Annotated in this window: 20 protein-coding genes and 1 pseudogene; 17 read left to right on the forward strand and 4 right to left on the reverse strand. The window is 71.2% G+C overall.

Annotated features, from left to right (window positions below; all coding sequences use genetic code 11):
- Window positions 1-41: 41 nt before the first annotated feature.
- From DEJ02_RS12825 to holA, 12 genes and pseudogenes are all read left to right on the forward strand, one after another.
- On the forward strand, window positions 42-968 hold the full coding sequence (locus DEJ02_RS12825; protein WP_027465271.1) for an ABC transporter ATP-binding protein: 927 nt from the start codon (window positions 42-44) through the stop codon (window positions 966-968).
- Complete coding sequence (locus DEJ02_RS12830) at window positions 965-1681, forward strand: ABC transporter permease (protein ID WP_111033337.1); 717 nt, start codon at window positions 965-967, stop codon at window positions 1679-1681. Before DEJ02_RS12825 ends, DEJ02_RS12830 begins: the two co-directional genes overlap by 4 nt.
- Entirely contained in the window at window positions 1678-2406 is a 729-nt protein-coding gene (locus DEJ02_RS12835; RefSeq protein ID WP_111033338.1) for an ABC transporter permease, read from the forward strand. The genes DEJ02_RS12830 and DEJ02_RS12835 overlap by 4 nt, the downstream gene beginning before the upstream one ends.
- The gene (locus DEJ02_RS12840; RefSeq protein WP_111033339.1) at window positions 2403-3326 is read left to right on the forward strand and encodes an ABC transporter substrate-binding protein; all 924 of its coding nucleotides are present in this window, start codon (window positions 2403-2405) and stop codon (window positions 3324-3326) included. The genes DEJ02_RS12835 and DEJ02_RS12840 overlap by 4 nt, the downstream gene beginning before the upstream one ends.
- A gap of 273 nt (window positions 3327-3599) precedes the next feature.
- Window positions 3600-5012: a cytochrome ubiquinol oxidase subunit I gene (locus tag DEJ02_RS12845; protein WP_071405716.1), complete on the forward strand. Its 1413-nt coding sequence runs from the start codon at window positions 3600-3602 to the stop codon at window positions 5010-5012.
- Window positions 5013-5028: 16 nt separating this feature from the next.
- On the forward strand, window positions 5029-6033 hold the full coding sequence (cydB, locus tag DEJ02_RS12850; protein WP_071405715.1) for a cytochrome d ubiquinol oxidase subunit II: 1005 nt from the start codon (window positions 5029-5031) through the stop codon (window positions 6031-6033).
- Between the two features lie 10 nt (window positions 6034-6043).
- A complete protein-coding gene (gene cydD, locus DEJ02_RS12855) occupies window positions 6044-7720 on the forward strand; it encodes a thiol reductant ABC exporter subunit CydD (RefSeq protein WP_111033340.1) in 1677 nt (558 codons plus the stop codon).
- Window positions 7717-9405, forward strand: a complete 1689-nt coding sequence (gene cydC, locus DEJ02_RS12860) for a thiol reductant ABC exporter subunit CydC (protein ID WP_111033341.1) — start codon at window positions 7717-7719, stop codon at window positions 9403-9405. The genes cydD and cydC overlap by 4 nt, the downstream gene beginning before the upstream one ends.
- A 50-nt stretch (window positions 9406-9455) precedes the next feature.
- Window positions 9456-12017: a leucine--tRNA ligase gene (gene leuS / locus DEJ02_RS12865; RefSeq protein ID WP_111023137.1), complete on the forward strand. Its 2562-nt coding sequence runs from the start codon at window positions 9456-9458 to the stop codon at window positions 12015-12017.
- A gap of 108 nt (window positions 12018-12125) precedes the next feature.
- Complete coding sequence (locus DEJ02_RS12870) at window positions 12126-12914, forward strand: ComEA family DNA-binding protein (protein WP_111033342.1); 789 nt, start codon at window positions 12126-12128, stop codon at window positions 12912-12914.
- A 570-nt stretch (window positions 12915-13484) separates the two neighbouring features.
- A pseudogene (locus DEJ02_RS18785) lies at window positions 13485-14708 on the forward strand (ComEC/Rec2 family competence protein); the annotation flags it as partial.
- Window positions 14709-15330: 622 nt separating this feature from the next.
- Window positions 15331-16350, forward strand: a complete 1020-nt coding sequence (holA, locus tag DEJ02_RS12880) for a DNA polymerase III subunit delta (RefSeq protein ID WP_027465301.1) — start codon at window positions 15331-15333, stop codon at window positions 16348-16350.
- Window positions 16351-16527: 177 nt separating this feature from the next.
- Here the strand turns inward: holA and rpsT are convergent, their stop codons facing one another.
- On the reverse strand, window positions 16528-16788 hold the full coding sequence (rpsT, locus tag DEJ02_RS12885; RefSeq protein ID WP_017886662.1) for a 30S ribosomal protein S20: 261 nt from the start codon (window positions 16786-16788) through the stop codon (window positions 16528-16530).
- A gap of 222 nt (window positions 16789-17010) precedes the next feature.
- Here rpsT and DEJ02_RS12890 point away from each other — a divergent pair, with 222 nt between their 5' ends.
- Window positions 17011-18177 (forward strand): pyridoxal phosphate-dependent aminotransferase, encoded by a 1167-nt coding sequence (locus DEJ02_RS12890; protein WP_111033343.1) that lies wholly within the window; start codon window positions 17011-17013, stop codon window positions 18175-18177.
- A 291-nt stretch (window positions 18178-18468) separates the two neighbouring features.
- Window positions 18469-20316 carry a translation elongation factor 4 gene (gene lepA, locus DEJ02_RS12895; RefSeq protein ID WP_111033344.1) on the forward strand — a complete coding sequence of 616 codons (1848 nt, stop codon included), beginning with the start codon at window positions 18469-18471 and terminating at the stop codon, window positions 20314-20316.
- Window positions 20317-20323: 7 nt separating this feature from the next.
- On the opposite strand, the gene DEJ02_RS12900 is transcribed toward lepA, so the two are convergent.
- The gene (locus DEJ02_RS12900; RefSeq protein WP_111033345.1) at window positions 20324-20821 is read right to left on the reverse strand and encodes a hypothetical protein; all 498 of its coding nucleotides are present in this window, start codon (window positions 20819-20821) and stop codon (window positions 20324-20326) included.
- A gap of 131 nt (window positions 20822-20952) precedes the next feature.
- Here DEJ02_RS12900 and DEJ02_RS12905 point away from each other — a divergent pair, with 131 nt between their 5' ends.
- A complete protein-coding gene (locus DEJ02_RS12905) occupies window positions 20953-21600 on the forward strand; it encodes a DUF1990 family protein (RefSeq protein ID WP_035808235.1) in 648 nt (215 codons plus the stop codon).
- 96 nt (window positions 21601-21696) lie between these two features.
- Here the strand turns inward: DEJ02_RS12905 and DEJ02_RS12910 are convergent, their stop codons facing one another.
- Window positions 21697-22389: an HAD family hydrolase gene (locus tag DEJ02_RS12910; protein ID WP_181438084.1), complete on the reverse strand. Its 693-nt coding sequence runs from the start codon at window positions 22387-22389 to the stop codon at window positions 21697-21699.
- A 28-nt stretch (window positions 22390-22417) separates the two neighbouring features.
- On the opposite strand from DEJ02_RS12910, the gene hemW reads away from it, so the two are divergent.
- A complete protein-coding gene (gene hemW / locus DEJ02_RS12915) occupies window positions 22418-23671 on the forward strand; it encodes a radical SAM family heme chaperone HemW (RefSeq protein ID WP_111033347.1) in 1254 nt (417 codons plus the stop codon).
- A 42-nt stretch (window positions 23672-23713) separates the two neighbouring features.
- Here the strand turns inward: hemW and DEJ02_RS12920 are convergent, their stop codons facing one another.
- Window positions 23714-24187, reverse strand: coding sequence for a DUF4870 domain-containing protein (locus DEJ02_RS12920; RefSeq protein WP_307804735.1), 474 nt, complete (start codon window positions 24185-24187; stop codon window positions 23714-23716).
- Window positions 24188-24297: 110 nt separating this feature from the next.
- Here DEJ02_RS12920 and hrcA point away from each other — a divergent pair, with 110 nt between their 5' ends.
- A complete protein-coding gene (gene hrcA, locus DEJ02_RS12925; RefSeq protein ID WP_027465308.1) occupies window positions 24298-25317 on the forward strand; it encodes a heat-inducible transcriptional repressor HrcA in 1020 nt (339 codons plus the stop codon).
- The last annotated feature ends 1 nt before the right edge of the window (window position 25318 follow it).

Here is a 25318-nt window from a genome sequence, read left to right on the forward strand (position 1 = left end):
CTCATCCGGAGTCGGGCTACCTCCGAACAGAAGGGCACCCCATGATCGAGTTCCGCTCGGTGCGCAAGACCTACCCGGACGGCACGACTGCGGTCGAGCACTTCGATCTGGTCATCCCGTCCCGGACCACCACCGTCTTCGTCGGATCCAGCGGCTGTGGCAAGACCACGCTGCTCCGCATGATCAACCGCATGGTCGACCCAACCTCCGGGACCGTCGAGATCGACGGCTCGGACGTCGCCGGGATCAACCCCGTCGAGCTCCGTCGCCACATCGGGTACGTCATGCAGAACTCCGGACTGCTGCCGCACCGAAAGGTCGTCGACAACATCGCGACCGTCCCGCTGCTGACCGGCGTCTCCAAGGCCGACGCTCGCAAGCGCGCCCTCGAGCTCATGGACACCGTCGGACTCGACCGTGCCTTCGCCGACCGCTACCCGTCGCAGCTCTCCGGCGGCCAGCAGCAGCGCGTCGGTGTGGCCCGCGGGCTGGCCGTCGACCCGAACATCCTGCTGATGGACGAGCCGTTCGGTGCCGTCGACCCGCTGGTGCGGAACGACCTGCAGGACGAGCTCATCCGCCTGCAGCGCGAACTCGGCAAGACCGTCGTGTTCGTGACGCACGACATCGACGAGGCGTTCAAGCTCGGCGACCAGGTCGTCATCCTCAAGAAGGGCGGCGAGATCGCCCAGCAGGGGACGCCGGCCGAGATCCTCGCCGCACCCGCCGACGACTTCGTCGCCACGTTCATCGGTGCCGGCCGCGGGCGCCGCGCGCTCCGCGTCGAGCAGACCCCGACCGGTCCGATCGTCGTCGACGGTGAAGGCCGCGCAGCCGGCGTGCTGACGGGCCCGGTCGGGGTCGTCGACGCCGCCGAGGCCGTTCCGCAGTCCGACTCCCGAGCAGCAGAGGCCGGAGCGTCCCACGACGCACCGGGTGCCCCGGCGCAGGGTGGGGGCACCCGGTGAAGTGGGTGCTGGCGAACCTCGACACGATCTGGGACAACACGGTCTCCCACCTCGCGATCGCGATCCCGCCGATCATCGTCGCCTTCCTGCTGTCGATCCCGATCGGGTGGCTGGTGGTCCGGCTGCAGCGACCCGGTGGGTCGCGCTTCGCGTCGGGTGTGGGCAGCAGCATCGTGACCCTCGCCGGTCTGCTCTACGCCATCCCGTCGCTCGCCCTGTTCGTGGCGCTGCCGAGCATCATCGGCACCGGCCTGCAGAGCCCGATCAACGTCGTCATCGGTCTGACGCTGTACGGCCTCGCCCTGATGGTCCGTTCCACGGTCGACGGGCTGACCTCGGTCGACTCCGAGACCAAGTCCGCCTCGACCGCCATGGGCTACTCGCCGGCGCAGCGGTTCTTCCGTGTTGAGCTCCCGCTCGCCGGTCCGGTCCTGCTGGCCGGGCTCCGGGTGGTCTCGGTCTCCACGATCTCGCTGACCACCGTCGGGGCGGTCCTCGGCATCCCGAGTCTCGGCCTGCTGTTCACCGACGGCCTGGGGCGCGGGATCTACGAGGAGATCCTCTCCGGTATCGTGATGGTGCTCGTGCTCGCCTTCGCCCTCGACGGCCTCCTCGTGCTGCTCGGGCGCCTGGTGATGCCGTGGACCGGGACGAACTCGGTGTCACGCAGACAGGCTCGCCGAGTCCTGCAAGCAGCGGAGGTCTCCTCGTGATCATCGGTCAGGCCTTCGCGTGGGTGTTCGACCCCACGAACTACGGCGGGTACAACGGCATCCCCACGCGCGTCTGGGAGCACGTCTGGATCACCCTGCTCGCGGTGCTCATCGCCGCGGTCATCGCCGTGCCGGTCGGGTACGCGATCGGCCACACCCGCCGTGCTCGTGGCTTCTCGATCGCGGTGTCCGGCGGAGTGCGGGCGCTCCCGACGCTCGGCGTGCTCTCGCTGTTCGGGCTGCTGCTCGGCATCGGGCTGCAGGCTCCCTTGCTCGCCCTCGTCATCCTGGCGATCCCGTCGGTGCTCGCCGGTGCGTACTCCGGCATCGAGTCCGTCGACCCGGGGGTCGTCGACGCCGCGAAGGCCCAGGGCATGACCGGCTGGCAGATCCTGTGGAAGGTCGAGATCCCGCTCGGGCTCCCGCTGCTGATCGGTGGCGTCCGCGCCGCGGTGCTGCAGGTCGTCGCGACGGCCACGCTCGCCGCGTACGTCGGGGCCGGTGGCCTCGGCGGCTACTTCTTCCTCGGCCTGAAGACCCAGGACTACGCCGAGATGCTCGGCGCCTCCATCCTCGTGATCGCCCTCGCGATCGCGTTCGAGATCGTGTTCGCCGTGCTGCAGCGGGCGGCGGTGCCGAAGGGCACCGCGGACCCGTCGGCCCGACAGCGTCAGGGGTCGCGTGAGCGAGCCCGCAATCCACTCCCGGAAGGAAATCCCTCGTGATCACAGCACCCAAGATCCGCGCCGGTGTCGCCGCCGCGATGGCGGTCGGCGTCGTCGCCGCCCTCGCCGGCTGCGCGTCGAGCGACCCGCTCGACAGCGGTTCCAGCGACTCGTCCGACTCGAAGACCATCGTCGTCGGCTCGCAGCAGTACTACTCGAACGAGATCATCGCCGAGCTGTACGCCCAGGTCCTCGAGAAGGACGGCTTCGACGTGAAGCGCAACTTCAACATCGGGCAGCGTGAGGTCTACATCCCGCAGCTCGAGAAGGGCGCCATCGACGTCATGCCCGAGTACAGCGGCAACCTGCTGCAGTACTTCGACAAGGACTCGGACGCCAAGACCGCCGACCAGATCGACGACGGGCTCGACAAGGCCCTGCCGAAGGGCCTCCGGGTCCTCGACGAGGCCGACGCGACCGACCAGGACAGCTACACCGTCACGAAGAAGTTCTCCGAGGACAACGACGTCACGAGCCTGGCCGACCTGAAGAACGTCGACGAGAAGCTCACCGTGGGGGCCAACTCCGAGAACCAGACGCGGCCGTACGGCCCGAAGGGGCTCAAGTCGGTCTACGGCGTCGACGTCGACTTCAAGGCGATCGAGGACGGCGGCGGTGCCCTGACCGTCAAGGCGCTCAAGGACGACACCGTCCAGCTGGCCGACATCTACACCGCTGACCCGAGCATCAAGGCGAACGGCTTCGTCACGCTGCAGGACCCGGAGAACCTGATCCTGCCGCAGAACGTTGTGCCGGTCGTCTCGAAGAAGGTCAACGAGAAGGCTGCGGACGCGATCGACTCGGTCAACGAGAAGCTCACGACCGACGCCCTGATCGAGCTCAACACCAAGAGCACGGCCGACAAGGAGAAGGCGTCCACCATCGCCGAGGACTGGCTCAAGGCCGAGGGTCTGCTGTAACCACAGCCCTGCGAACAAAGCGACAGGCGTCGGGTGTCCACCCGGCGCCTGTCGTCGTTCGTGGAGCAGGCAGCGCGAACATCCGTGCCGCACGGTTGTGCCGTGCAGGGGCTGTGCACGTTTGTGCACGGACTCGTTCTACAACTTGTCGAAGTGCGATGCAGCGCGATAGCGTTGGGGTGTCCCAAGGGCTGTGACACCTGATGTATCCGTTCCACAGGAAGCAACTGACGTGCACGAACAGCGCGCGGCCACCCGTCTCGGAATCGCCGCATGAACGACCTCCTCGATCCGCTCCTCCTGTCGCGGTGGCAGTTCGGTCTGACGACCATCTACCACTTCCTCTTCGTCCCGCTGACGATCGGCATGGCAGCCGTGGTGGCCGTGTTCCAGACCGCCTGGTACCGGACCGGCCGCGCGCACTACCTGCAGCTGACGCGGTTCTTCGGGCGGATCTTCCTGATCAACTTCGCGATGGGTGTCGTGACGGGCATCGTGCAGGAGTTCCAGTTCGGCATGAACTGGTCGAACTACTCGCGCTTCGTCGGCGACGTCTTCGGCGCACCGCTCGCGCTCGAGGGGATCCTGGCGTTCTTCTTCGAAGCGGCCTTCATCGGGATCTGGATCTTCGGCTGGGACCGGCTGCCGAAGGGCCTGCACCTGGCGAGCATCTGGTGTGTGAGCGCGGGCACGATCATGTCGGCGTACTTCATCATCGCCGCGAACGCGTTCATGCAGCACCCGGTCGGCTTCGCGATGAACGAGGCCAAGGGTCGTGCGGAGCTCACCGACATCTGGGCGGTGCTCGGCAACAAGGTCGCCCTGGCCGCGTTCCCGCACACGCTCTTCGCCTGCTTCATGGTCGCCGCGGCGGTCATCATCTCGGTCGCGGCCTACCACCTGGCCCGCAACCAGAACCTCGAGACGATGCTGCCGGCACTGAAGTTCGGCATGTGGACCATGCTCGCGGCCGGCGCGCTGACCGTCCTGACCGGCGACCAGCTCGGCCTGACGATGGTCGACACGCAGCCGATGAAGATGGCGGCGGCCGAGGCGCTGTACAACACCGCGACCGGCAAGGACGCCTCGTTCTCGATCTTCACGCTCGGCACCCCCGACGGTGTGCACGAGCTGTTCTCGATCCGGGTGCCGTACCTGCTGTCGTTCCTGTCGACGCACACGTTCAACGGCACGGTCGAGGGCATCAACGACCTGCAGGCGCAGTACACGCAGGTGTACGGCCCCGGCGACTACAAGCCGATCATCTGGGTCACCTACTGGTCGTTCCGCTGGATGATCGCCCTCGGTGTCGGCGCGGTCATGGTCTCGCTGGTCGGGCTGTGGCTGACCCGCAAGGGCCGGTTCCCGACGCAGCGCTGGGTGTGGCGCATCGCCACCTGGACGGTGCCGCTGCCGATGGCCGCGATGATCGTCGGCTGGGTCTTCACCGAGATGGGCCGTCAGCCGTGGCTCGTGTTCGGACTGCTCCAGACGAAGGACGGTGTGTCGCCGAACGTGACCGGGCTCGAGGTCCTCATCTCGCTGCTGGTCTTCACCCTGATCTACGGCTCGCTGGCCGTCGTCGAGTTCAAGCTCATCAAGAAGGTCGCGCAAGAGGGGCCCGCCGACCCGGACGAGGTCGACGAGGAGACCGGCGAGGTCAAGCACGAAGTGACGGTCTACTAGAAATGGACGCTGCCTGATGGATCTCCCCGTTCTCTGGTTCGCGATCGTCGGCGTCTTCTTCGTCGGCTACTTCGTCCTCGACGGATTCGACTTCGGTGTCGGCATGTCCCTGCCGTTCCTCGGCAAGGACGACACCGACCGTCGGGTCCTGATCAACACCATCGGCCCGGTCTGGGACCTCAACGAGACCTGGGTCATCGTCGCCGGGGCGTGCCTGTTCGCGGCGTTCCCGGAGTGGTACGCCACGATGTTCTCCGGGTTCTACCTGGCGCTGCTGCTCATCCTCGCTGCACTCATCCTGCGAGGGGTGTCGTTCGAGTACCGGCACCAGAACAAGCACCTCGAGTGGAAGCGCCGCTTCGACCTGATGATCATCGTCGGCAGTGCCGTGCCGTCGTTCCTGTGGGGCGTCGCGTTCGGCAACGTCGTCCGTGGCATCCCGATGGACGCCGGGCACAACTACACCGGCACGATCTTCGACCTGCTCAACCCGTTCGCGCTGCTGACCGGTGCCGCCACGCTGCTGGTGTTCTTCACCCACGGGGTCGTCTTCGTCGCACTGAAGACCGAGGGCGACATCCGCGTCCGCGCCAAGCGTCTGGCGACCCGGGCCGGCATCGTCACGATCGTCGTCGGCGCCGCGTTCCTGGTGTCGATGGCCTTCGTCCGGGCCACCCCGGCCTCGCTGGTGCTCTCCGTGGTCGCCGCCCTCACCCTGGTGCTCGCGGTGCTCTGCAACGCCTGGGGCAAGGAGGGGCGTGCCTTCACCCTGATGGCGGTCACCATCGCCGCGATCGTGCTCGCGATGTTCACGGCGATCTTCCCCGACGTGATGCCGGCCTCGAACGACGTCGCGAACAGCCTGAACGTGTACAACGCCTCGTCCGGGTCGTACACGCTGACCGTGATGAGCTGGGTCGCGCTGATCTTCGTGCCCCTGGTCTTCGCGTACCAGGCCTGGACCTACTGGGTGTTCCGCAAGCGCGTCTCCCGCGCCCAGGTCACCGCGGCCGCGCATTAGGCGGACGACGATGAAGCCCCTCGACCCCCGACTCCTGCGGTTGTCCCGGACGGCGCGCGGCTTCATCGTCGCTGCCGCCGGCACCGGTGTCCTCCGCACGCTCGCGACCATCGCGATCGCGTGGGGGATCGCCGCGGCCGTCACCCTCGGGGTCGACGCCGTCGGCGACGGCAGGGTGCCGGCGGCGTTCGGGCAGGCGCTCGCGTTGCTCGGCGGGGCGTTGGCCCTGCGTGCGGTGGCCGCGTGGGCGACCGACGACCTGGCGGCACGCGCAGCGGCGAAGGTGAAGAGCGAGATGCGCACGACGGTGCTCGCCCGCGCCGCCGAGCGCGGTCCGTCGTGGCTCGCCGGCCGGTCGAGCGCCGGCTTCGCCACCACGCTCGGCCCCGGGCTCGACGCACTCGACGCCTACTTCGGCCGGTACCTGCCGCAGCTCGCGCTCACCGCGATCGCGACGCCGATGCTCCTGGTCGCGATCGGCCTGGGCGACCTGACCAGCGGGCTGATCATCCTGTTCGCCCTGCCGGTGATCCCGGTCTTCATGATCCTGATCGGCCTGGCGACGCAGTCGCTGCAGCGGAAGCAGTCGGACGCCCTCGCGAAGCTGGGTGGCGCCTTCACCGAGGCCGTCGAGGGGCTCGCCACGCTCAAGGTGTTCGGCCGTGCCCGCCGCCAGGTCGGTCGCATCGGGGCGGTCACCGACGAGTACCGCCGGGGCACGATCGGCGTGCTCCGGCTGTCGTTCGTGAGCGGCTTCGCGCTCGAGCTCGCCGCGAGCCTGTCCGTCGCACTGGTCGCCGTCTCGATCGGCATCCGCCTGGTGGACGGCTCGCTCGGCCTCGGGGCCGCGATGTTCGTGCTCGTGCTGGCACCGGAGGCCTTCGCTCCCATCCGCCAGGTCGGCGCCGACTTCCACGCCGCCCAGGACGGCGTCGAGGCCTCGGCCGCGGTGCTCGACGTGCTGGCCGACGACGAGACCGCATCACCGTCCGCGACGGGCAGCAGCGGCGGCTGCGGGACCGACACGGACCCCGCAGCACCTGCATCCGCCCTGGACGTCCGCGGGCTCACCGTCCGCCGACCCGACGTCGTGATCGGACCGTTCGACCTGCACGCCGAGCCCGGCACCGTCGTCGTGCTGGCCGGCCCGAGCGGTTCCGGCAAGTCGAGCATCATCGCCGCACTCCGCGGTGTCCTGCCGCACGACGGTGCCGTCACCGTGCCCGGCCCGGCCGGCGCGTCCGTCGCCGAGCGCACCACCTGGGCCGACCAGCGGCCGCGTCTCGTCCGCGGGACGATCGCCGAGAACGTCGCGCTCAGCGCGACCCCCGACGACGCCGACGTGCGCACCGCCCTGGGCGACGCGGGGCTGGGACTCGACCCGGGCCTCCCGGTCGGCGCCGGTGGCAGCGGACTGTCCGGCGGCCAGGCCCAGCGTGTCGCCGTCGCACGCGCGCTGTACCGCGCGCGCCGCGCCGCCACGCCCCTCGTGCTGCTCGACGAGCCGACGTCCGCGCTGGACGCCGAGTCCGAGGAACGCGTCATCGCGGCAGCCCGAGGCCTGGCGGCCGACGGCGCCGTCGTCGTGGTCGCCAGCCACCGACCTGCGGTCGTCGCCGCGGCCGACGTCCGCGTGGACGTCGGCGCCGGCGGGTCCGTGACGGTCCGCAGGGGGGTGCGCGCATGAGCCGGGAGGCCCGTGGCGGCTCCGTCCTACGGCTCGCGATGCCGCACGGGTCGGGTTGGGCGAAGGCGGTCGCCGCCGGGTCGCTCAGCGCGGTCTGCGCCGTCGCGCTCCTCGCCGCGAGCGGCTACCTGATCACCCGTGCCGCCGAGCACCCGCCGATCCTGTACCTGACGCTCGTGATGGTCGGCGTGCGTGCCTTCGCGCTGGGGCGTGCCGTGCTGCGGTACGTCGACCGGCTCGCCGGGCACGACGCGTCCTTCCGGCAACTGGCCGTGGTGCGGACGGAGATGTACCGGCGGCTGGCGTCGATCGCGCCCGCGGGGCTCGGGCGGACCGGACGCGGTGACCTCATGACGCGCCTGGTGACCGACACCGACCGGCTGCAGGACCTGCCGATCCGCGTGGTCGGGCCGCTCGTCTCCGCGGGGGTCGTCGCGGTGCTGTCGGTCGTCGCCGTGGCGCTCGTGTCGGTGCCGGCGGCGCTGGTGCTCGTCCTCGCGCTGGCGGTCGCGGCCCTGGTCGGCACGATTGTCACCCGGTCGATCGCCGAGCGCTCGGACCGCGAGACCGCCGCCGACCGGGGTCGCGTCGCGGACCTCGTGCTCGACACCGTCCGGACGCTCGACGTCTTCGCCGCGTACGGCACCCTCGACGAGCGGCTCGCGCACATCGCTCGGCTCGATGCGCGCGTCACCCGGGCCGTCCGGCGCCGTGGCACGGTCGAGTCGCTCGTCGGTGCCCTGGTCGGCCTGGTCGGTGGCGGTGCGGTGATCGGGGTCCTCGCCGTCGGTGCCCCCGCGGTGGTGTCCGGTGCGCTCGACGGTCCGCTCTGGGCCCTGGCGGTCTTCGTGCCGCTGGCGCTCTTCGAGGTCGTCGGGACCGTCCCGCTCGCCGTCCTGACGCTCCGCCGGGTGCGTGCTGCGGCCGAACGGGTCGAGCAGGTCGTGCCCGCCGAGGTGCCCGTCGGCATCGTCCCCGAGCCCGACGAGGACGCCGACCCGGCGTCGCTCGTGGTCGAGGGGCCGGTCACGCTCGCCGTACAGGACCTGACCGTCCGCTGGCCCGGTGCTGCCGAGCCCGCGGTCGACGGGGTCTCGTTCACGCTCGCACCCGGTGAGGTCGTCGTGCTCGAGGGGCCGAGCGGTGCCGGCAAGTCGACGCTGGTCGACGCGCTCGTCCGGTTCGTGGAGCACGAGGGCTCCTACACGCTCGACGGCGTCGAGGCGAAGGCGATGCACCCCGACGCGGTGCGGGCCCGGGTCGGCCTGATCGAACAGGACCCGTTCGTGTTCGACCAGTCGGTGCGGCAGAACCTGCTCTTCGCCCGCGAGACCGCGACCGACGACGAACTGTTCGCCGTGCTCGACCGGGTCGGCCTGGGGGACTGGGTCGTCCGGCGGGGCGGACTCGACGCCTCGGTCGGGGAACGCGGCGTGCTCGTGTCCGGCGGCCAGGCGCACCGGCTCGCGCTCGCCCGCGCACTGCTGCACGCGTTCCCGGTGCTGGTGCTCGACGAACCGACCGCCGACGTCGACCCGGACCTCGGGGACACCGTGCTGCGCGACCTCGTCACCACGGCCCGCGCAGCGGGCCGGACGGTCGTCATCGTCTCGCACGTCCCGGTGGCGCCGGACCTGGTCGACCGCACCCTGCGGATGCGGGACGGACGCCTGCTCGCCGGGTGAGCCGACAGGCGGACGCGGGACGGGCCTCCCGGCTTGTATCGTTGACGACCGTGACCACCGAGCAGCACGCCGAGGACCCGAACGCCTACGACTTCCGTCGTATCCAGGAGAAGTGGCAGCCCCGCTGGGAAGAGCTCGGGCTCTTCACCACCGACCTCGACGACACCCGTCCGCGCAAGTACATCCTCGAGATGTTCCCGTACCCGTCCGGCGACCTGCACATGGGGCACGCCGAGAACTGGGCGCTCGGGGACTTCGTCGCGCGCTACTGGCGTCAGCAGGGCTTCAACGTGCTGCACCCGATCGGTTGGGACTCCTTCGGGCTGCCCGCCGAGAACGCGGCGATCAAGCGCGGGGTGGACCCGAAGGACTGGACCTACGCGAACATCGAGCAGCAGAAGGCGTCCTTCAAGCGCTACGCGCCGTCGTTCGACTGGACCACCGAGATCCACACCTCGGACCCCGAGTACTACAAGTGGAACCAGTGGCTGTTCCTGAAGATGTACGAGAAGGGCCTGGCGTACCGCAAGGACAGCTGGGTCAACTGGGACCCGGTGGACCAGACCGTGCTCGCGAACGAGCAGGTCCTGCCCGACGGCACCTCGGACCGCTCCGGCGCCGTCGTCGTGAAGAAGAAGCTCACGCAGTGGTACTTCAAGATCACCGAGTACGCAGACCGGCTGCTCGACGACCTGAACCAGCTCGAGGGGCGGTGGCCGGCGAAGGTCATCGCGCAGCAGCGCAACTGGATCGGCCGCTCGGTCGGTGCCGACGTCGACTTCGTGATCGAGGGCCGCGACGAGCCCGTCACGGTCTTCACCACCCGCCCGGACACGATCCACGGGGCGACGTTCCTGGTCGTCGCGCCGGACTCCGACCTGGCGGCTGAGCTGGTCGCCGACCCGTCGGTGCCGGCCTCCGTCCGTGACGACTTCGACGCCTACCTGACGGCGACGCAGAAGACGTCCGAGATCGACCGGCAGAACGCCGACCGCCCGAAGACCGGCGTGCCGCTCGGCCGGTCCGCGATCCACCCGCTCACGGGGGAGCGCCTGCCCATCTGGGCCGCCGACTACGTGCTCGCCGACTACGGCCACGGCGCCGTGATGGCCGTGCCCGCGCACGACCAGCGCGACCTCGACTTCGCGCGGGCGTTCGACCTGCCCGTCAAGGTGGTCGTCGACACGAACGCCGCCGTCACCGGGGCGATCCCGGTCATCCCCGAGGGCGCGACGCTCGACGACTTCGACGTGCCGACCCTCGACCCGGTCGCCACCGGCGAAGCGCTGACCGGTCAGGGCCGGATGATCAACTCCGGGCCGCTCGACGGCATGTCGAAGCAGCACGCCATCACCGCTGCCATCGCGCTGCTCGAGGAGCGCGGCACCGGCCGTGCCGCCAAGACCTACCGCCTGCGCGACTGGCTCATCTCGCGCCAGCGCTTCTGGGGCACCCCGATCCCGATCATCCACGGCGCCGACGGTACCGAGCACCCGGTGCCCGAGGACCAGCTGCCGATCGTGCTGCCCGACACCGAGGGGCTCGACCTCAAGCCGAAGGGCACGTCCCCGCTCGGTGGCGCGACCGACTGGGTGAACGTCCCGAACCCCGTCGACGGCACGCCCGCGCTGCGCGACACGGACACGATGGACACCTTCGTCGACTCGTCGTGGTACTTCCTGCGGTTCCTGTCGGCGAACGACGACACGCAGGCGTTCGACCCGGCAGCCGCACGCCGCTGGGCTCCGGTCGACCAGTACATCGGCGGCATCGAGCACGCGATCCTGCACCTGCTCTACGCCCGCTTCGTCACGAAGGTCCTGTTCGACCTCGGCTACCTCGACTTCACCGAGCCGTTCTCGGCACTGCTCAACCAGGGCATGGTGCTGTCCGGTGGCTCGAAGATGTCGAAGTCGAAGGGCGGCGTCTCGCTCGGTGACGAGCTCGACGCGAACGGCGTCGACGCCATCCGCCTGGTGATGGGCTTCGCCGGCCCGCCCGAGGACGACATCAACTGGGAGGACGTCTCCCCGTCCGCCTCCGCACGCTTCCTGGCGCGGGCGTACCGCCTGGCGCTCGACGTCACGTCCGCACGCGACGTCGTGTGGGCCGACGGCGACCGGGCTCTCCGCCAGGTCACGCACCGGTTCCTCGCCGACGCCCCCGGGATGATGGAGTCGTTCAAGTTCAACGTCGTGATCGCGCGACTGATGGACCTGGTCAACGTCACCCGCAAGGCGATCGACAGCGGTCCCGGTGCCGGTGACCCCGCCGTGCGCGAGGCCGTCGAGACCATCGCGCTCGGGCTGAGCGTCTTCGCGCCGTACACCGGCGAGGAGATGTGGGAGCGGCTGGGCTACGAGGCCACCGTCGCCACGTACGGCTGGCGGAAGGCCGACCCGACGCTGCTCGTGCAGGAGACCCTGACGGCCGTCGTGCAGGTCAACGGCAAGGTGCGTGACTCGTTCGAGGTGTCGAAGTCGATCGAGGCGGACGAGCTCGAGCAGCTCGCACGGTCGTCGGCGAACGTGCAGCGGTACATCGGCGACCGCGAGATCGTGAAGGTGATCGTCCGGGCGCCGAAGCTCGTGAACATCGCCATCAAGGGGTAGCGACCGTCGCTAGCATCGTCCCTCCACAGTGGGGGCGTGCATGGCACCCGTCCACGGGTGTGACCTCCGGAGCCCGGCCGATCGGCCGGGCTCCGTAGCGTTCGGGGCATGTCGTCCCCGTCGTCTCCCGGACCCTGGTGGTCCCGTCTCGCGCTGTCACCGCGGGCCGCCGTGGTGCTGGCGGCGGTCGTGGTGGTGGTCGCCGTCGTCGTGGTGCTCGTCGGGGCGTTGGTGTCGGGTGGTGGCGAGGGTGCCGGAGGAACGGGCGGGGTCGTCGTGCGTGGGGCGCCGACGGCCGGTGCGGCGTCGGGCGGTCCGTCGCCGTCGGCCCCTGCTAGTGCTGGTGCGGGCGTCGGGGCTTCGTCTGCTCCGGGTGTCGGCGCGGTCAGGGGTGCGGGGCGCGTCATGGTGCACGTGCTCGGGGCGGTGCGGCGGAGCGGTGTGGTCGAGTTGCCGGCATCGAGCCGGGTCGGTGACGCGCTCGAACGTGCCGGTGGGGCCACCGACGACGCCGACCTCGACCGGCTGAACCTGGCCCGGGTGCTGACGGACGGCGAGCGGTTGTACGTGCCGCGGGTCGGGCAACAGGAGGTACCGGAGGCGCTCGGACCGGTGGCAGACGGTGCTGCCGCCGGGCCGACTGCCGGGGCCGGGGCCGGGGCCGGGGGCGGCAGCGGCACTGGGAGCTCCGGGGGCGAGGGGTCGGCCGTCGTCGACCTGAACACCGCCGACCAGGCCGTGCTCGAGACCCTGCCCGGCATCGGACCGGGGCTGGCCGGGCGGATCATCGCCTGGCGTGACGAGCACGGCCGGTTCACCGCGGTCGAGGACCTGCTCGACGTCAGCGGCATCGGCGACGTGCGGTTCGCCGAGCTCCGCGATCGTGTGCGGGTCTGAGGGGCGACGGTGCAGCTCGCGCCGAGTGCGATCGACATCCGGGTCGCGGTGCCGGTGGCGGTCGCCTGGATCGCGACCGCCCTGCTCGTCGGCGTGCCCGACGTGGCACCCGTGGTCGCCGGGGCTGCGGCGCTCCTGACGGGCGTCAGCGGCATCGTGCTCCGGTGGCGACGGGGCACCGGGGTCGTGGTGGCCGTCGCCGGGCTGCTGCTCGTCGCGGGGGCCCTGGCGACGCTGCTCGCAGTGTCGGTCACCGTGGGGGAGTCCCGGCGGGCCCCGGAACCGCTGCGTTCGCTCGTCGCCGGTCCGGGGGCGGGGCACGTGGACGTCGAGGCGGTGCTGACCCGCGACCTCGTGCCGGGCGACCGCTCCGTCACCGCGTCGCTCGTGCGCGCCGACGAGCTCGACGGGCTCCGCGTGCCGGTCCGGCTCGTTCCCGACCAGCACGGCGGTGCACCGGGAGCCGTGCTGGCAGCCGGTGCCCGGGTCACCGTGACCGCCGCCGTGCAGCCGGACGAACCCGGATCGGCGACCGCGTTCGTGGCGTTCCTCCGTGGCACGCCGTCGTCGGTGCCGCCCGACGGACTGCTCGGCGCCACCGACACCGCCCGACAGGCCTTCGCGCGGGCCACTGCCGACCTGCCGCAGCCCGGAGCGGCACTGCTGCGCGGACTCGCGATCGGGGACCGCTCCGGCCTCGACCCGACGACCGAGGCGGCGATGGAGACCTCGGCGCTGACGCACCTGACGGCGGTGTCCGGGGCGAACTGCGCGGTGGTGGTCGGCCTCGTCGTGGTCCTCGGCCGCGCCTGTGGTCTGCCGAGAGGCCCCCGGGCCGCGGCGGCCGTCGGCGTGCTCCTGGTGTTCGTCGTGCTCGTGCGGCCCGACCCCTCGATCGTCCGGGCGACGGTGATGGCGATCGTGGTGCTCGTCGTGCACCTGGCCGGTCGACCGGTGCGGGGCGTCCCGCTCATCGCCCTCGCCGCGGTCGGCATGCTCGTCGTCGACCCCTGGTTCGCACGGTCGTTCGCGTTCGCCCTGTCCGTGCTCGCAACGAGCGGGATCGTGGTGCTCGGCCCGCCGCTCACCGAGCTCCTGGCTCGTCGTGTGTGGCCGCCGGTCGCCGCTGCACTCGCGATCCCCGTCGCGGCGCAGGTGGCGTGCTGGCCGGTGACGATCCCGCTGTCGGCGGCGCTCCCGACCTACGCGGTGCCGGCGAACCTGCTGGCGGAGCCGTTCGCGCCGGTCGTCACGGTGGTCGGGCTCGCCGCGTGTGGCCTCGCTCCGGTGTGGCCGGTGGGGGCGCACGGGCTCGCGGCCGTCGCGTGGGTCCCGGCCGCCGCCGTCGGGGGCATCGCACACGGGGCGGCCGCCCTGCCGTACGCCTCGGCGCCCTGGCCGGCCGGAGTGCTCGGTGTGGCCGCTGCCGTGCTCGTGTGCGGCTGCATCGCGGTCGCCGTGCTGGTCCGGGGGCAGCTCGGCTCCCGGCTGCTGCTCGCCGCGGGGGTCGTGGTCGTGGTCGGTGTCGCAGCGGTCACCGTTCCGGTGCTCGTCGTCCGGGGCTCGGTACCGGGCGACTGGTCGGTCGCCGCGTGCGACGTCGGGCAGGGGGACGCGGTGCTGCTCCGCGGCGATGACGCCGTCGCGCTCGTGGACACCGGCGACGACGAGGAACGGCTCCGGGCGTGCCTGGACCTGCTCGGGGTCACGCGGATCGACCTGCTCGTCCTGACGCACTTCGACCGCGACCACGTCGGTGCGGTGGGCGCGGTGACCGGCACCGTCGAGACCGCCCTGGTCGGACCCGTCGGCCGTGCGTCGGACGAAAGGGTGGTCGACGACCTCCGACGTGCCGGTGTCGACGTCCGAACGGCCGATGATCGCGTCTCCGGAACCCTCGGGCCGCTCGCCTGGCGCGTGGTGTGGCCGCTGGCCGGCGATCGTGCCGCCGGCAACGACGCGAGCATCGTGCTGGCCACGGGACCGGCGGACGGAGACTCCTGTCCGGCGTGCCTGACCGGGGTGTTTCTCGGCGACCTGGGGGAGTCGTCGCAGCGTCGGCTCCGGAACGCCGGGGAGCTGCCGGTGGGGCCGATCGACGTCGTGAAGGTGGCGCACCACGGCTCGGCGGACCAGGACCCGCAGCTCTACCGGGGGCTCACGGCGCGGGTCGGGCTCGTCGGGGTCGGCGCGGACAACACCTACGGACACCCGACGGCATCGGCCCTCGGCATGCTCGAGGCCGCGGGGACGCTGCCGCTCCGCACCGATGAGCTCGGCACCGTGGTGCTCGCCCGGTCCGGCAGCGACGAGGTGCGGGTGTGGACGGAGCGCTCGTCGTCGGCGGCCGCCCGTAGGATCGACGGTGCACCACTCGACCCGGCACCGTCCGGGCCGGCACCACCGGAAGGACGACATGGCCGCCAAGAAGCCCGCGCGCGCCGCAGCGAAGATCGACCAGGTGCCCTGGTCGGGGATCCGTCCGGCGCCCGTCGTGCTCATCACGGGGCCCGAAGCGTTCCTCGCCGACCGCGCCCGCGGTGTGCTGAAGGACCTGCTGCAGGGCGAGGACCCCGCGCTCGAGGTGCACGACCTCGAAGCCGACCAGTACGCCCCCGGGCTCCTCGCCACCCTCGCCAGCCCGTCGCTGTTCGGCGAGCCACGACTCGTGCAGGTCACGAACGTCGAGAAGTGCACCGACGCCTTCATCACCGAGACGATCTCGTACCTGCAGGCCCCCGCAGACGACGTCACCCTGGTGCTCCGGCACGGGGGAGGCGTGCGCGGCAAGAAGCTCCTCGACACGATCCGCAGCGGTGTCGGCGGCGGGGTCGAGGTGCTGTGCGACGAACTCAAGCGCGAGACCGACCGCATCGACTTCGTGAACGCCGAGTTCCGTGCCGCACGACGCCGGATCGCGCCCTCCGCCGTCCGCACCCTGGTGACCGCGTTCGCCGACGACCTCGCCGAACTCGCCGCCGCGTGCCGACAGCTCCTGGCGGACGAGGCCGAGGAGATCACCGACAAGGTCGTCGACAAGTACTACGGCGGTCGCGTCGAGACGAACGCGTTCAAGGTCGCCGACATCGCCCTCGCGGGCCGGTCGGCACCGGCGATCGTCGAGCTGCGGCACGCCCTGGCCACCGGCGAGGCACCCGTGCCGATCGTCGCCGCGTTCGCGAGCAAGATCCGCACGATGGCGAAGGTCAGCGCCTTCCGGGGCCCGAGCGGGCAGGCGGCCTCGGCGCTCGGCATGGCGCCGTGGCAGGTGCAGCGCGCGCAGCGTGACGTGGCCGGCTGGAGCGAGTCCGGGTTGGCCAACGCCATCATCAGCATCGCCGAGGCCGACACCGCGGTGAAGGGTGGCTCGCGCGACGCGCACTACGCGCTCGAGGTCATGGTCCGCACCATCGCCCGACGCGGCGAGCCCCGCTGAGGCGAGTCGGGCCTCCCGGCTGTCCCGCGCCGGTCGGCCGGCACTTCGTGAGCAGAAACGGTCGGGTGCGCCCTCGCGACCCGACCGTTTCTGCTCACGAAGCGAACCAAACGCCCCACGCACGACGAAGGCCCCGCACCAACGGTGCGGGGCCTTCGGACCAGAAGGGTCAGGACGTCAGAGCGACGAGACCTTCTTCGCGATGGCCGACTTGCGGTTCGCGGCCTGGTTCTTGTGGATGACACCCTTGCTCACGGCCTTGTCGAGCTTCTTCGACGCGAGGGCCAGGGCGGCAACGGCCTTGTCCTTGTCACCGGCGGCGACGGCGTCGTTGGCACGACGGATGTGCGTCTTGAGCTCCGACTTGTAGGCCTTGTTGCGCTCGGTGGCCTTGAGGTTGGTCTTGATGCGCTTGATCTGCGACTTGATGTTCGCCATGAATTGCTCCTGCTCGTCTCGTACGGGTGGGCGCGACCGCAGGGTAGAGGGGCCCTTGGTCGCATCGCGTTCCACCCGTGGGCGGGGAACGCGGAAGCCAGCCACCAACACTACCAGGCAAGCGGGCTGCCACCAAAGCACGAAACACCGCCGGATCGGCGGAAGCCCGCGGCCGACCGCGCCGAAACCCCACGGCAACACGCACCGGATACCGTGACGGACATGCCCTCCCTCGCACCGCGCATCGACACCGTGCCCGCCTCCGGCATCCGGAGGGTCTTCGAGCAGGCAGCCCTGCTGCAGTCGAGCGGCACCGACGTCACGATGCTCGTGATCGGCGAGCCGGACGTCCCGGTGGCGCCGCACATCGGCGAGGCGGCCCGTCGTGCCTGGACCGAGGACCGCACCGGCTACACCCCGAACGGCGGGATCGCGCCCCTCCGCGAGGCCGTCCGCGACAAGCTCCGCCGTGAGAACCGGATCGAGGCCGACCTCGAGCAGATCTGGATGACGATCGGTGCGACGCAGGCGCTGTTCCAGGCGATGACGCTGACGCTGAGCCCGGGCGACGAGGTGCTCGTGCCGGACCCCGGCTACACGACCTTCACGATGAACGCCCACATCATCGGGGCGACCCCGGTGCCGTACCGGCTGGAGCCGCAGCACGGGTTCGAGCCCGACCTGCAGGCCCTCGAGGCGAGCGTCACCGAACGCACCCGGGTCCTCGTCGTCAACTCGCCGTCGAACCCGCTCGGCTCGGTCTTCGGCGAGGAGACCCTGCGCGCGCTGCTGGCCTTCGCGAAGCGGCACGACCTCTGGGTCATCAGCGACGAGGTCTACGAGTACTTCACCTACGGCACCCGGCACGTCAGCCTGGCGGCGCTCGACGAGGACGACCGCGTGTTCTCGGCGTTCTCGCTCAGCAAGACGTACGCGATGACCGGCGTCCGCGTCGGCTACCTCGTCACCCCGAAGGGGCTCGGCGCGACGATGCGGACCACGCAGGAGGCCATGATCAGCTGCGTCGCCGAACCCGACCAGTACGCGGCCCTCGCGGCGATCGTGGGGGACCACTCCGCGGTGCGCGACGCCCGGGAGCACTACCGCGCGAACCTCGAGGTCGCGAAGGAGACGCTCGACGCCGCCGGCATCCGGTACCTCGACCCGCGCGGGGCGTTCTACCTGTGGATCGACATGTCGCACGCGTCCGACGGGGACATCGCCGAGTGGGCGCTGGGGTTCCTGCAGCGTGAGCGGGTCGCCGTCGCGCCGGGCAGCGCCTTCGGACGCACCGGCGAGGGGTGGATCCGCGTGTGCCTCGCAGCCACCGCGGACGACCTCCGGCGGGGCCTGGGCGCGCTGCCGGCTCCGGCACACGCGACCGTCTGACGCGCGGTCCACACGGCCAGGAGGCCCGGTGCCGGTCGGCAGGACGGCGCACGGTGCGTGGTCCTCCACCTGGTGCGAGGCTGCTCGCCCCGTGCCGCGCAGCATCCGGTCACCGGGCGGTCAACGGCGCACGGACCCGCCGACCTCGCACCGTGCGGGGTCCAGCACGCCGACGCGAGAGCGCACCGGGAGCGGATCAACCGCGCACCGTGCGCGGCTGACGCGCGCCGTGCCTCCAGGGCGGGTGAAGCGTGGGAGACTGTTGCGACCGTCCGACCCACCTGAGGAACCGTGAGCCCACAAGCATCCGCACCGCTGGAGCCCGCAGCGACCCCGGCCGACGCGATCCGCAACTTCTGCATCATCGCGCACATCGACCACGGCAAGTCGACGCTGGCCGACCGCATGCTGTCGATCACCGGCATCGTCGAGGACCGCGCGATGCGTGCGCAGTACCTCGACCGCATGGACATCGAGCGCGAGCGCGGCATCACGATCAAGTCGCAGGCCGTGCGCATGCCGTGGGAACTCGACGGTGAGGCCTTCGCGCTGAACATGATCGACACCCCCGGGCACGTCGACTTCTCGTACGAGGTCTCGCGCTCCCTGGCCGCGTGCGAGGGCGCGATCCTGCTCGTCGACGCCGCCCAGGGCATCGAGGCGCAGACGCTCGCGAACCTGTACCTGGCGCTCGAGAACGACCTCGAGATCATCCCGGTCCTCAACAAGATCGACCTGCCGGCGGCCGAACCGGACAAGTACGCCGCCGAGCTCGCACAGCTCATCGGTGGCAAGCCCGAGGACGTCCTCCGGGTGTCCGGCAAGACCGGCGTCGGCGTGCCGGAGCTCCTCGACCTGGTCGTCCGTCGTGTTCCGGCCCCCGTCGGCGACGCCGAGGCGGCGCCCCGCGCGATGATCTTCGACTCGGTCTACGACAGCTACCGCGGCGTCGTCACCTACGTCCGCATGATCGACGGCACCATCTCGCCCCGCGAGAAGGTCCAGATGATGTCGACCAAGTCGACGCACGAGATCCTGGAGATCGGGGTCTCGAGCCCGGAGCCGAAGCCCACGAAGGGGCTGTCCGTCGGCGAGGTCGGCTACCTGATCACCGGTGTGAAGGACGTCCGCCAGTCCAAGGTCGGCGACACCGTCACGAGTGCGCAGAAGCCCGCGACCCAGGCACTGCCCGGCTACACGGACCCGAAGCCGATGGTGTTCTCGGGCCTGTACCCGATCGACGGCAGCGACTACCCGGTGCTCCGCGAGGCGCTCGACAAGCTCAAGCTCTCCGACGCCGCACTGGTCTACGAGCCGGAGACCTCGGTGGCGCTCGGCTTCGGGTTCCGCTGCGGGTTCCTCGGGCTGCTGCACCTCGAGATCATCACCGAGCGGCTGTCCCGCGAGTTCGGGCTCGACCTCATCACCACTGCCCCGAGCGTGATCTACGAGGTCACGACCGAGGACAACGCCGTGACCGAGGTCACGAACCCCTCGGAGTTCCCGACCGGGCGCATCGTCGAGGTCCGCGAGCCGATGGTCCGCGCCGCGATCCTGGCCCCGAAGGACTACGTCGGCGCGATCATGGAGCTCTGCCAGCAGCGCCGCGGCTCCCTGCTCGGCATGGAGTACCTCGGCGAGGACCGCGTCGAGATCCGCTACGAGATGCCCCTCGGCGAGATCGTCTTCGACTTCTTCGACCAGCTGAAGAGCAAGACCCAGGGCTACGCGTCGCTCGACTACGAACCCACCGGCGACCAGGCCGCCGACCTCGTCAAGGTCGACATCCTGCTGCAGGGCGACCAGGTCGACGCCTTCAGTGCGATCGTGCACCGCGACAAGGCGTACGCCTACGGCACGCTCATGACGGAGCGGCTGCGCAAGCTCATCCCGCGCCAGCAGTTCGAGGTGCCGATCCAGGCTGCCATCGGCGCCCGCATCATCGCCCGCGAGAGCATCCGCGCGATGCGCAAGGACGTCCTGGCGAAGTGTTACGGCGGTGACATCACCCGCAAGCGCAAGCTCCTCGAGAAGCAGAAGGAGGGCAAGAAGCGCATGAAGACCATCGGTCGGGTCGAGGTCCCGCAGGAGGCCTTCATCGCGGCGCTCTCCGGCGACGTCGAAGAGAAGAAGAAGTAGCGCCGGTTCAGCCGGTCCGGCGGGCGCGGGCCCGCAGGGCGGCCAGGCAGAGGGCCGGGAGGCTCGCTGCGGCCAGTCCCGCCAGTGCGGTCCGCAGGATGGCCCAGTGGGCAGCCGCGTCGAAGTCGGTCTGCTCGCCGGAGGCCACCCCGGCGACCACGGCGCCGACCACCATCGCGAGCGTCACGACCGCGAGGACCAGCGCCAGCCGGCGGCCGCGCTGACGCCGCACCGCCGACACCAGCGCAGCACCGAACAGCAGCACCCCGGCGCCGGCGCAGCTCGCCCCGACGGCGGCGATGACGTTCGCGGTGTCGAAGCCGTTCCACGACTCGGGGGCGATCGCAGCGGTGGCGTACCGGGCGGGCGACGCCGCAGCCGAGGTCGTCACGTCCACCAGCACCCGGGCGGTCGCCGCCACGCCGAACGCGACGAGCGTGAGCGCGGCGAGGACGGCGGTCCGGCGGTCGACGGACCGCGGGCGGGCGGGGGTGGGGCGGGGCACCTGCTGACGATAGCCGCGGGGCGGACGGTTGTCGGGCCTCCAGTTCGGGGTGCACGGCGGGTGGGCCGACCAGGCGGAGGTGAGCACGGATCGGTTCGATCCGGGGCGGCCCGCCCAAGTAGCATGGCGGCATGAGCATCCGCGGGAGCTACCGGACCGCCCTGACGTACGGCGCGGTGGGGGCGACCCAGGCGTCGGACCTCATGACCTACCCGCCGGACGGCTTCACGCCGGCGGAGTCGCGCGCGCGGATCGGACACGGTGACCAGCGGTTCGAGACCGCCGTCGTGCAGGCGCTCACGTGGCAGATCCAGGAGCGCAGCGGTGTCCGTGTGCGCGTCGAGGAGCAGCCCGACGACGACGAGGTCCGGTACAACCCGGTCACCTTCGACGACGACGGTGTGCCGATCGCGCCGGCGTCCATCGGGACGCCCCGGGTCGAGAAGTTCGCGCCCGACGGCACCCCGCTGCTGACGGCGGGGACCAGTGCGACGCTGACGATCCACGCGTTCGGGCAGACCGTGCTGGCACCGGTGCGCGTCGTGTCGATCATCGACGAGCACGACCGCAAGGGCTTCGCCTACGGGACGCTCGAGGGGCACCCGCTCTCCGGCGAGGAGTCGTTCGTCGTCGAGCGCACCCCGGACGGCTCGGTGTGGCTGCAGGTCCGGCAGTTCTCGCAGCCGGCGAGCCGGAAGTGGCGCTTCGTGGCGCCGTTCGTGCGGCGGCAGCAGAAGGTCATGGCGGAGAAGTACCTGGCGGCGCTGCGGGGCGACTAGGCATCGCGGTCGCTGGCGGTCGCTGGCGGTCGCTGGCGGTCGCTGGCGGTCGCTGGCGATCGCTGGCGGTCGCTGGTGGTCGATCGCTCCCGCTCCTCAGCGGAGCGGCGGGAGCGCGGCGATCGCGTCCTCGATGAGGGCAGCGTCCTGCTGGCAGTCGCGTGCGACGGTCACGGCGTTCGTGTGCCGCAGCGCATCGACGTCGTAGACACCCGTCGCCACGGCCAGGAAGGGGATGCCCGCGGCGTCCGCGGCCTCGCCGTCGCGCGGGGTGTCGCCGACGATGACCGCCCGGGTGCCGACCAGTTCCGCGGCGGCGCGCAGGGTGACCCCGGCCCGCTCGACCTCGGTGTCCCCGAAGTACGAGTGCTCCCAGTCGAAGACGTCGGCGTCGAACCCGGCGCCGGTGAGCTTCACCCGGGCGCGGTACTCGGAGTTGCCGGTGAGCAGGCCGTTGCGCCACCCGAGTTCGGCGAACCGGGCCAGGAGCGCCTTCGCGCCGGGGACCGGGCTGCGGTGGTCACCGGAGGCGTGCCGTTCGGCGGTCAGGTCGTGCAGGTGCCGGCTGACCGAGGGGATCAGGGTGTCCTCGAACGCGTGGGCGCGCACGTGCTCGGCGATGAGCCCGGCGTCGGTCCGACCGTGCTGGTGTCCGACCCGGAGGGTGAGGTCGCGGCCCACCGCCCGCTCGAGGGCGAGGTGGTAGAGGTTGCCCGGGGACGACGCGTTCATCACGAGGGTGCCGTCGATGTCCCACAGGACCGTGGTGGGGACGGGATGGTGCTCCATGGCCCCATCATGACGGAGAATGGAGCCCATGCCGAGTGCTCTCCCGATCGCCGATCCAGCACCAGCGGACGGCCTGATCACCCCGTGGGCGGCAGCGAGCTCCGCTGCCGGGCCGGGGGCTGCTCCCGCCGCCGGTGACGTCCCCTTCGGCGTGTACGTGCACGTACCGTTCTGCCGCGTGCGCTGCGGCTACTGCGACTTCAACACCTACACGGCGTCGGAGCTCCGCGGCGTCCGCCGTGACGACTACGCCGGGCACGCCGTGCGCGAGATCGAGTGGGCCGCGACCGTGCTCGACCGTTCCGGCGTGCCGCGGCGGCCGGTGTCGACCGTCTTCTTCGGCGGCGGCACCCCGACCATGCTGCCGGCGTCCGACCTGGCGATGATCCTCCGCGCGATTGACGACACCTGGGGCATCCTGCCCGGGGCCGAGGTCACCACCGAGGCGAACCCGGACTCCGTCGACGCGGCGTCGCTCGAGACCCTGCGGGCCGGCGGCTTCAACCGGATCAGCTACGGCATGCAGTCCGCCGTGCCGCACGTGCTCGCCACGCTCGACCGCACGCACGACCCGCTCCGGGTCCCCGTCGTCGTCGACCTCGCGAAGCAGCAGGGACTCGACGTCTCGCTCGACCTCATCTACTCGACGCCGGGGGAGTCCCTCGCCGACTGGCGGACCTCGCTCGACGCCGCGATCGCCTGCGAGCCCGACCACGTGTCGGCGTACTCGCTCATCGTCGAGGACGGCACCGCGATGGGCCGCATGGTCGCCCGCGGCGAGCTCCCCGCCCCCGACGACGACCTGGCCGCCGACATGTACGAGCTCGCCGACCAGGTGCTCGGCGACGCCGGCTACTCCTGGTACGAGGTGTCGAACTGGTCGCGCGGCGACGCGCACGCGAGTCGTCACAACCTGTCCTACTGGAAGGGCCACGACTGGTGGGGCGTCGGCCCCGGCGCGCACTCCGCCGTCGCCGGCACGCGCTGGTGGAACGTCAAGCACCCGGCCGCGTACGCGAACCGGGTGCTGTCGGGGGAGTCGCCGGCCGCCGGCCGCGAGACCATCGACGACGAGACGCGGTACGTCGAGCGACTGCTGCTGGCGGCGCGGGTCCGCGGGGAGCTCGCGACGAGCGAGATCCGCCAGGAGGCCCGTGGCCGGGTCGCCGGGCTCATCGCACGCGGACTCGTGGACGGGTCGGCCGCGGTGCGGGGACGGATCGACCTGACCCTGCAGGGTCGCCTGCTCGCCGACGCGGTGGTGCGGGAACTGCTCGACTGAGGGGCGTGCGCACTGCTTGCTGCGCGCTGCTTCCCGGTGCCGCTACTGCTTGATGAACTCGATCGAGAGCGGGTAGCGGTAGAACTGGCCCTGGTTCGCGGCGACCGCCGCCATGATGCTGAAGATCAGCGAAACGATCGCAGCGGCGAGCACGATCAGGACCCCGATGCCGAACACCGACGTGAGCGAACCGACCACGTAGGCGATGCCCATCGTGATGTGGAAGTTCAGCGCGACGCGGGTGTGCTCCCGGACGAAGCCGCCGCGGTCGCGGAGGACCAGGTAGGCGACCAACGGTGCGATGAAGTTGAAGAAGATGCCGCCGATGTGCGTCAGCGTGGCCCACAGGCGCTGGTCCTCCGGGCTCATCGGCTGCGGCGGAACGTAGCCGGCCGGGTACTGCGGTCCGCCCGGGTACTGCGGTCCGCCGGGCTGCTGGGGCCCACCGGGGCCGTGGCCGTACGGGCCGCCGGGCTGGTCGGGTCCGGGGCCGTCGGGCTGCTGTCCGTAGGTCATGGCGGAAGCGTACCGGCCGACCGCCCGGAAGTCCCGGGCCGTCAGCGGTCGGGCGTAGGATCAGCAGTCGACACGTCCGAGTGCCAGGTCGATCGGGAAAGGAGGCGCTCGTGGTCAGTGAACGCAGCCTCGAGGTCCTCAAGGCCATCGTGCGCGACTACGTGGCGTCGCGTGAACCCGTCGGGTCGAAGACCATCGTCGAGCGGCACGCCTTCGGGGTCAGCGCCGCGACGATCCGCAACGACATGGCCCTGCTCGAGGACGAGCAGTTGATCGCCGCACCGCACACCTCGTCGGGCCGGGTGCCGACCGACAAGGGGTACCGCGTCTTCGTGGACCACCTGGCGGGTGCCCGTCCGCTCTCCAGCGCGCAGCGGCACGCCATCGAGACCTTCCTCGGCGCCCCGAACGACCTCGACGAGGTCCTCGGGCGCACCGTCCGGCTGCTCAGCCAGCTCACCAACCAGGTCGCCCTGGTGCAGTACCCCTCGATGGTGCGCGCCCGGGTGCAGCACGTCGAGCTCGTCCGGCTCGGTGACGCCCGGCTGATGGTGGTGCTCATCACCGACACCGCCCGAGTCGAACAGCGCGTGGTCGAGACCGACGTCCCGCTCGACGAGGACTCGCTGGGCGAACTCCGCACCGTGGTGAACGGCGCGACCGTGGGGCTCCTGCTGCAGGACGTCCCGACCGCGCTCCGAGCCGTGCCGCAGCAACTCCGCCCCGACGCCCAGACGCTCGGCGGGGTCGTCGTCGCCACGCTCATCGAGCAGGTCGCGGCGAACCGGCAGGACCGCCTGCTGATGGCCGGTGCGGCCAACCTGGCGAAGAGCGAACAGGACTTCTCCGGCGGCCTCTTCCCGGTGCTCGAAGCGATCGAGGAACAAGTCACCCTGCTCCGGCTGTTCGGGGAGATGCAGGTGGACGACATCGCGGTGGCGGCCAGCATCGGCGTCGAGAACGCCGAGTACGGACTCGACGCCACGAGCATCGTCGCCGGCGGCTACCTGGCCGGTGGCGAGGTGGCCCGCCTGGGCGTCCTCGGACCGACCCGCATGGACTACGGCACGAACATGGCGGCCGTCCGCGCCGTCGCCCGCTACCTGTCCAAGCTCCTGGGCGAACACTGAC

This window comes from Curtobacterium sp. MCLR17_042 (assembly GCF_003234695.1).
In the GTDB taxonomy this organism is placed as follows: domain Bacteria; phylum Actinomycetota; class Actinomycetes; order Actinomycetales; family Microbacteriaceae; genus Curtobacterium; species Curtobacterium flaccumfaciens.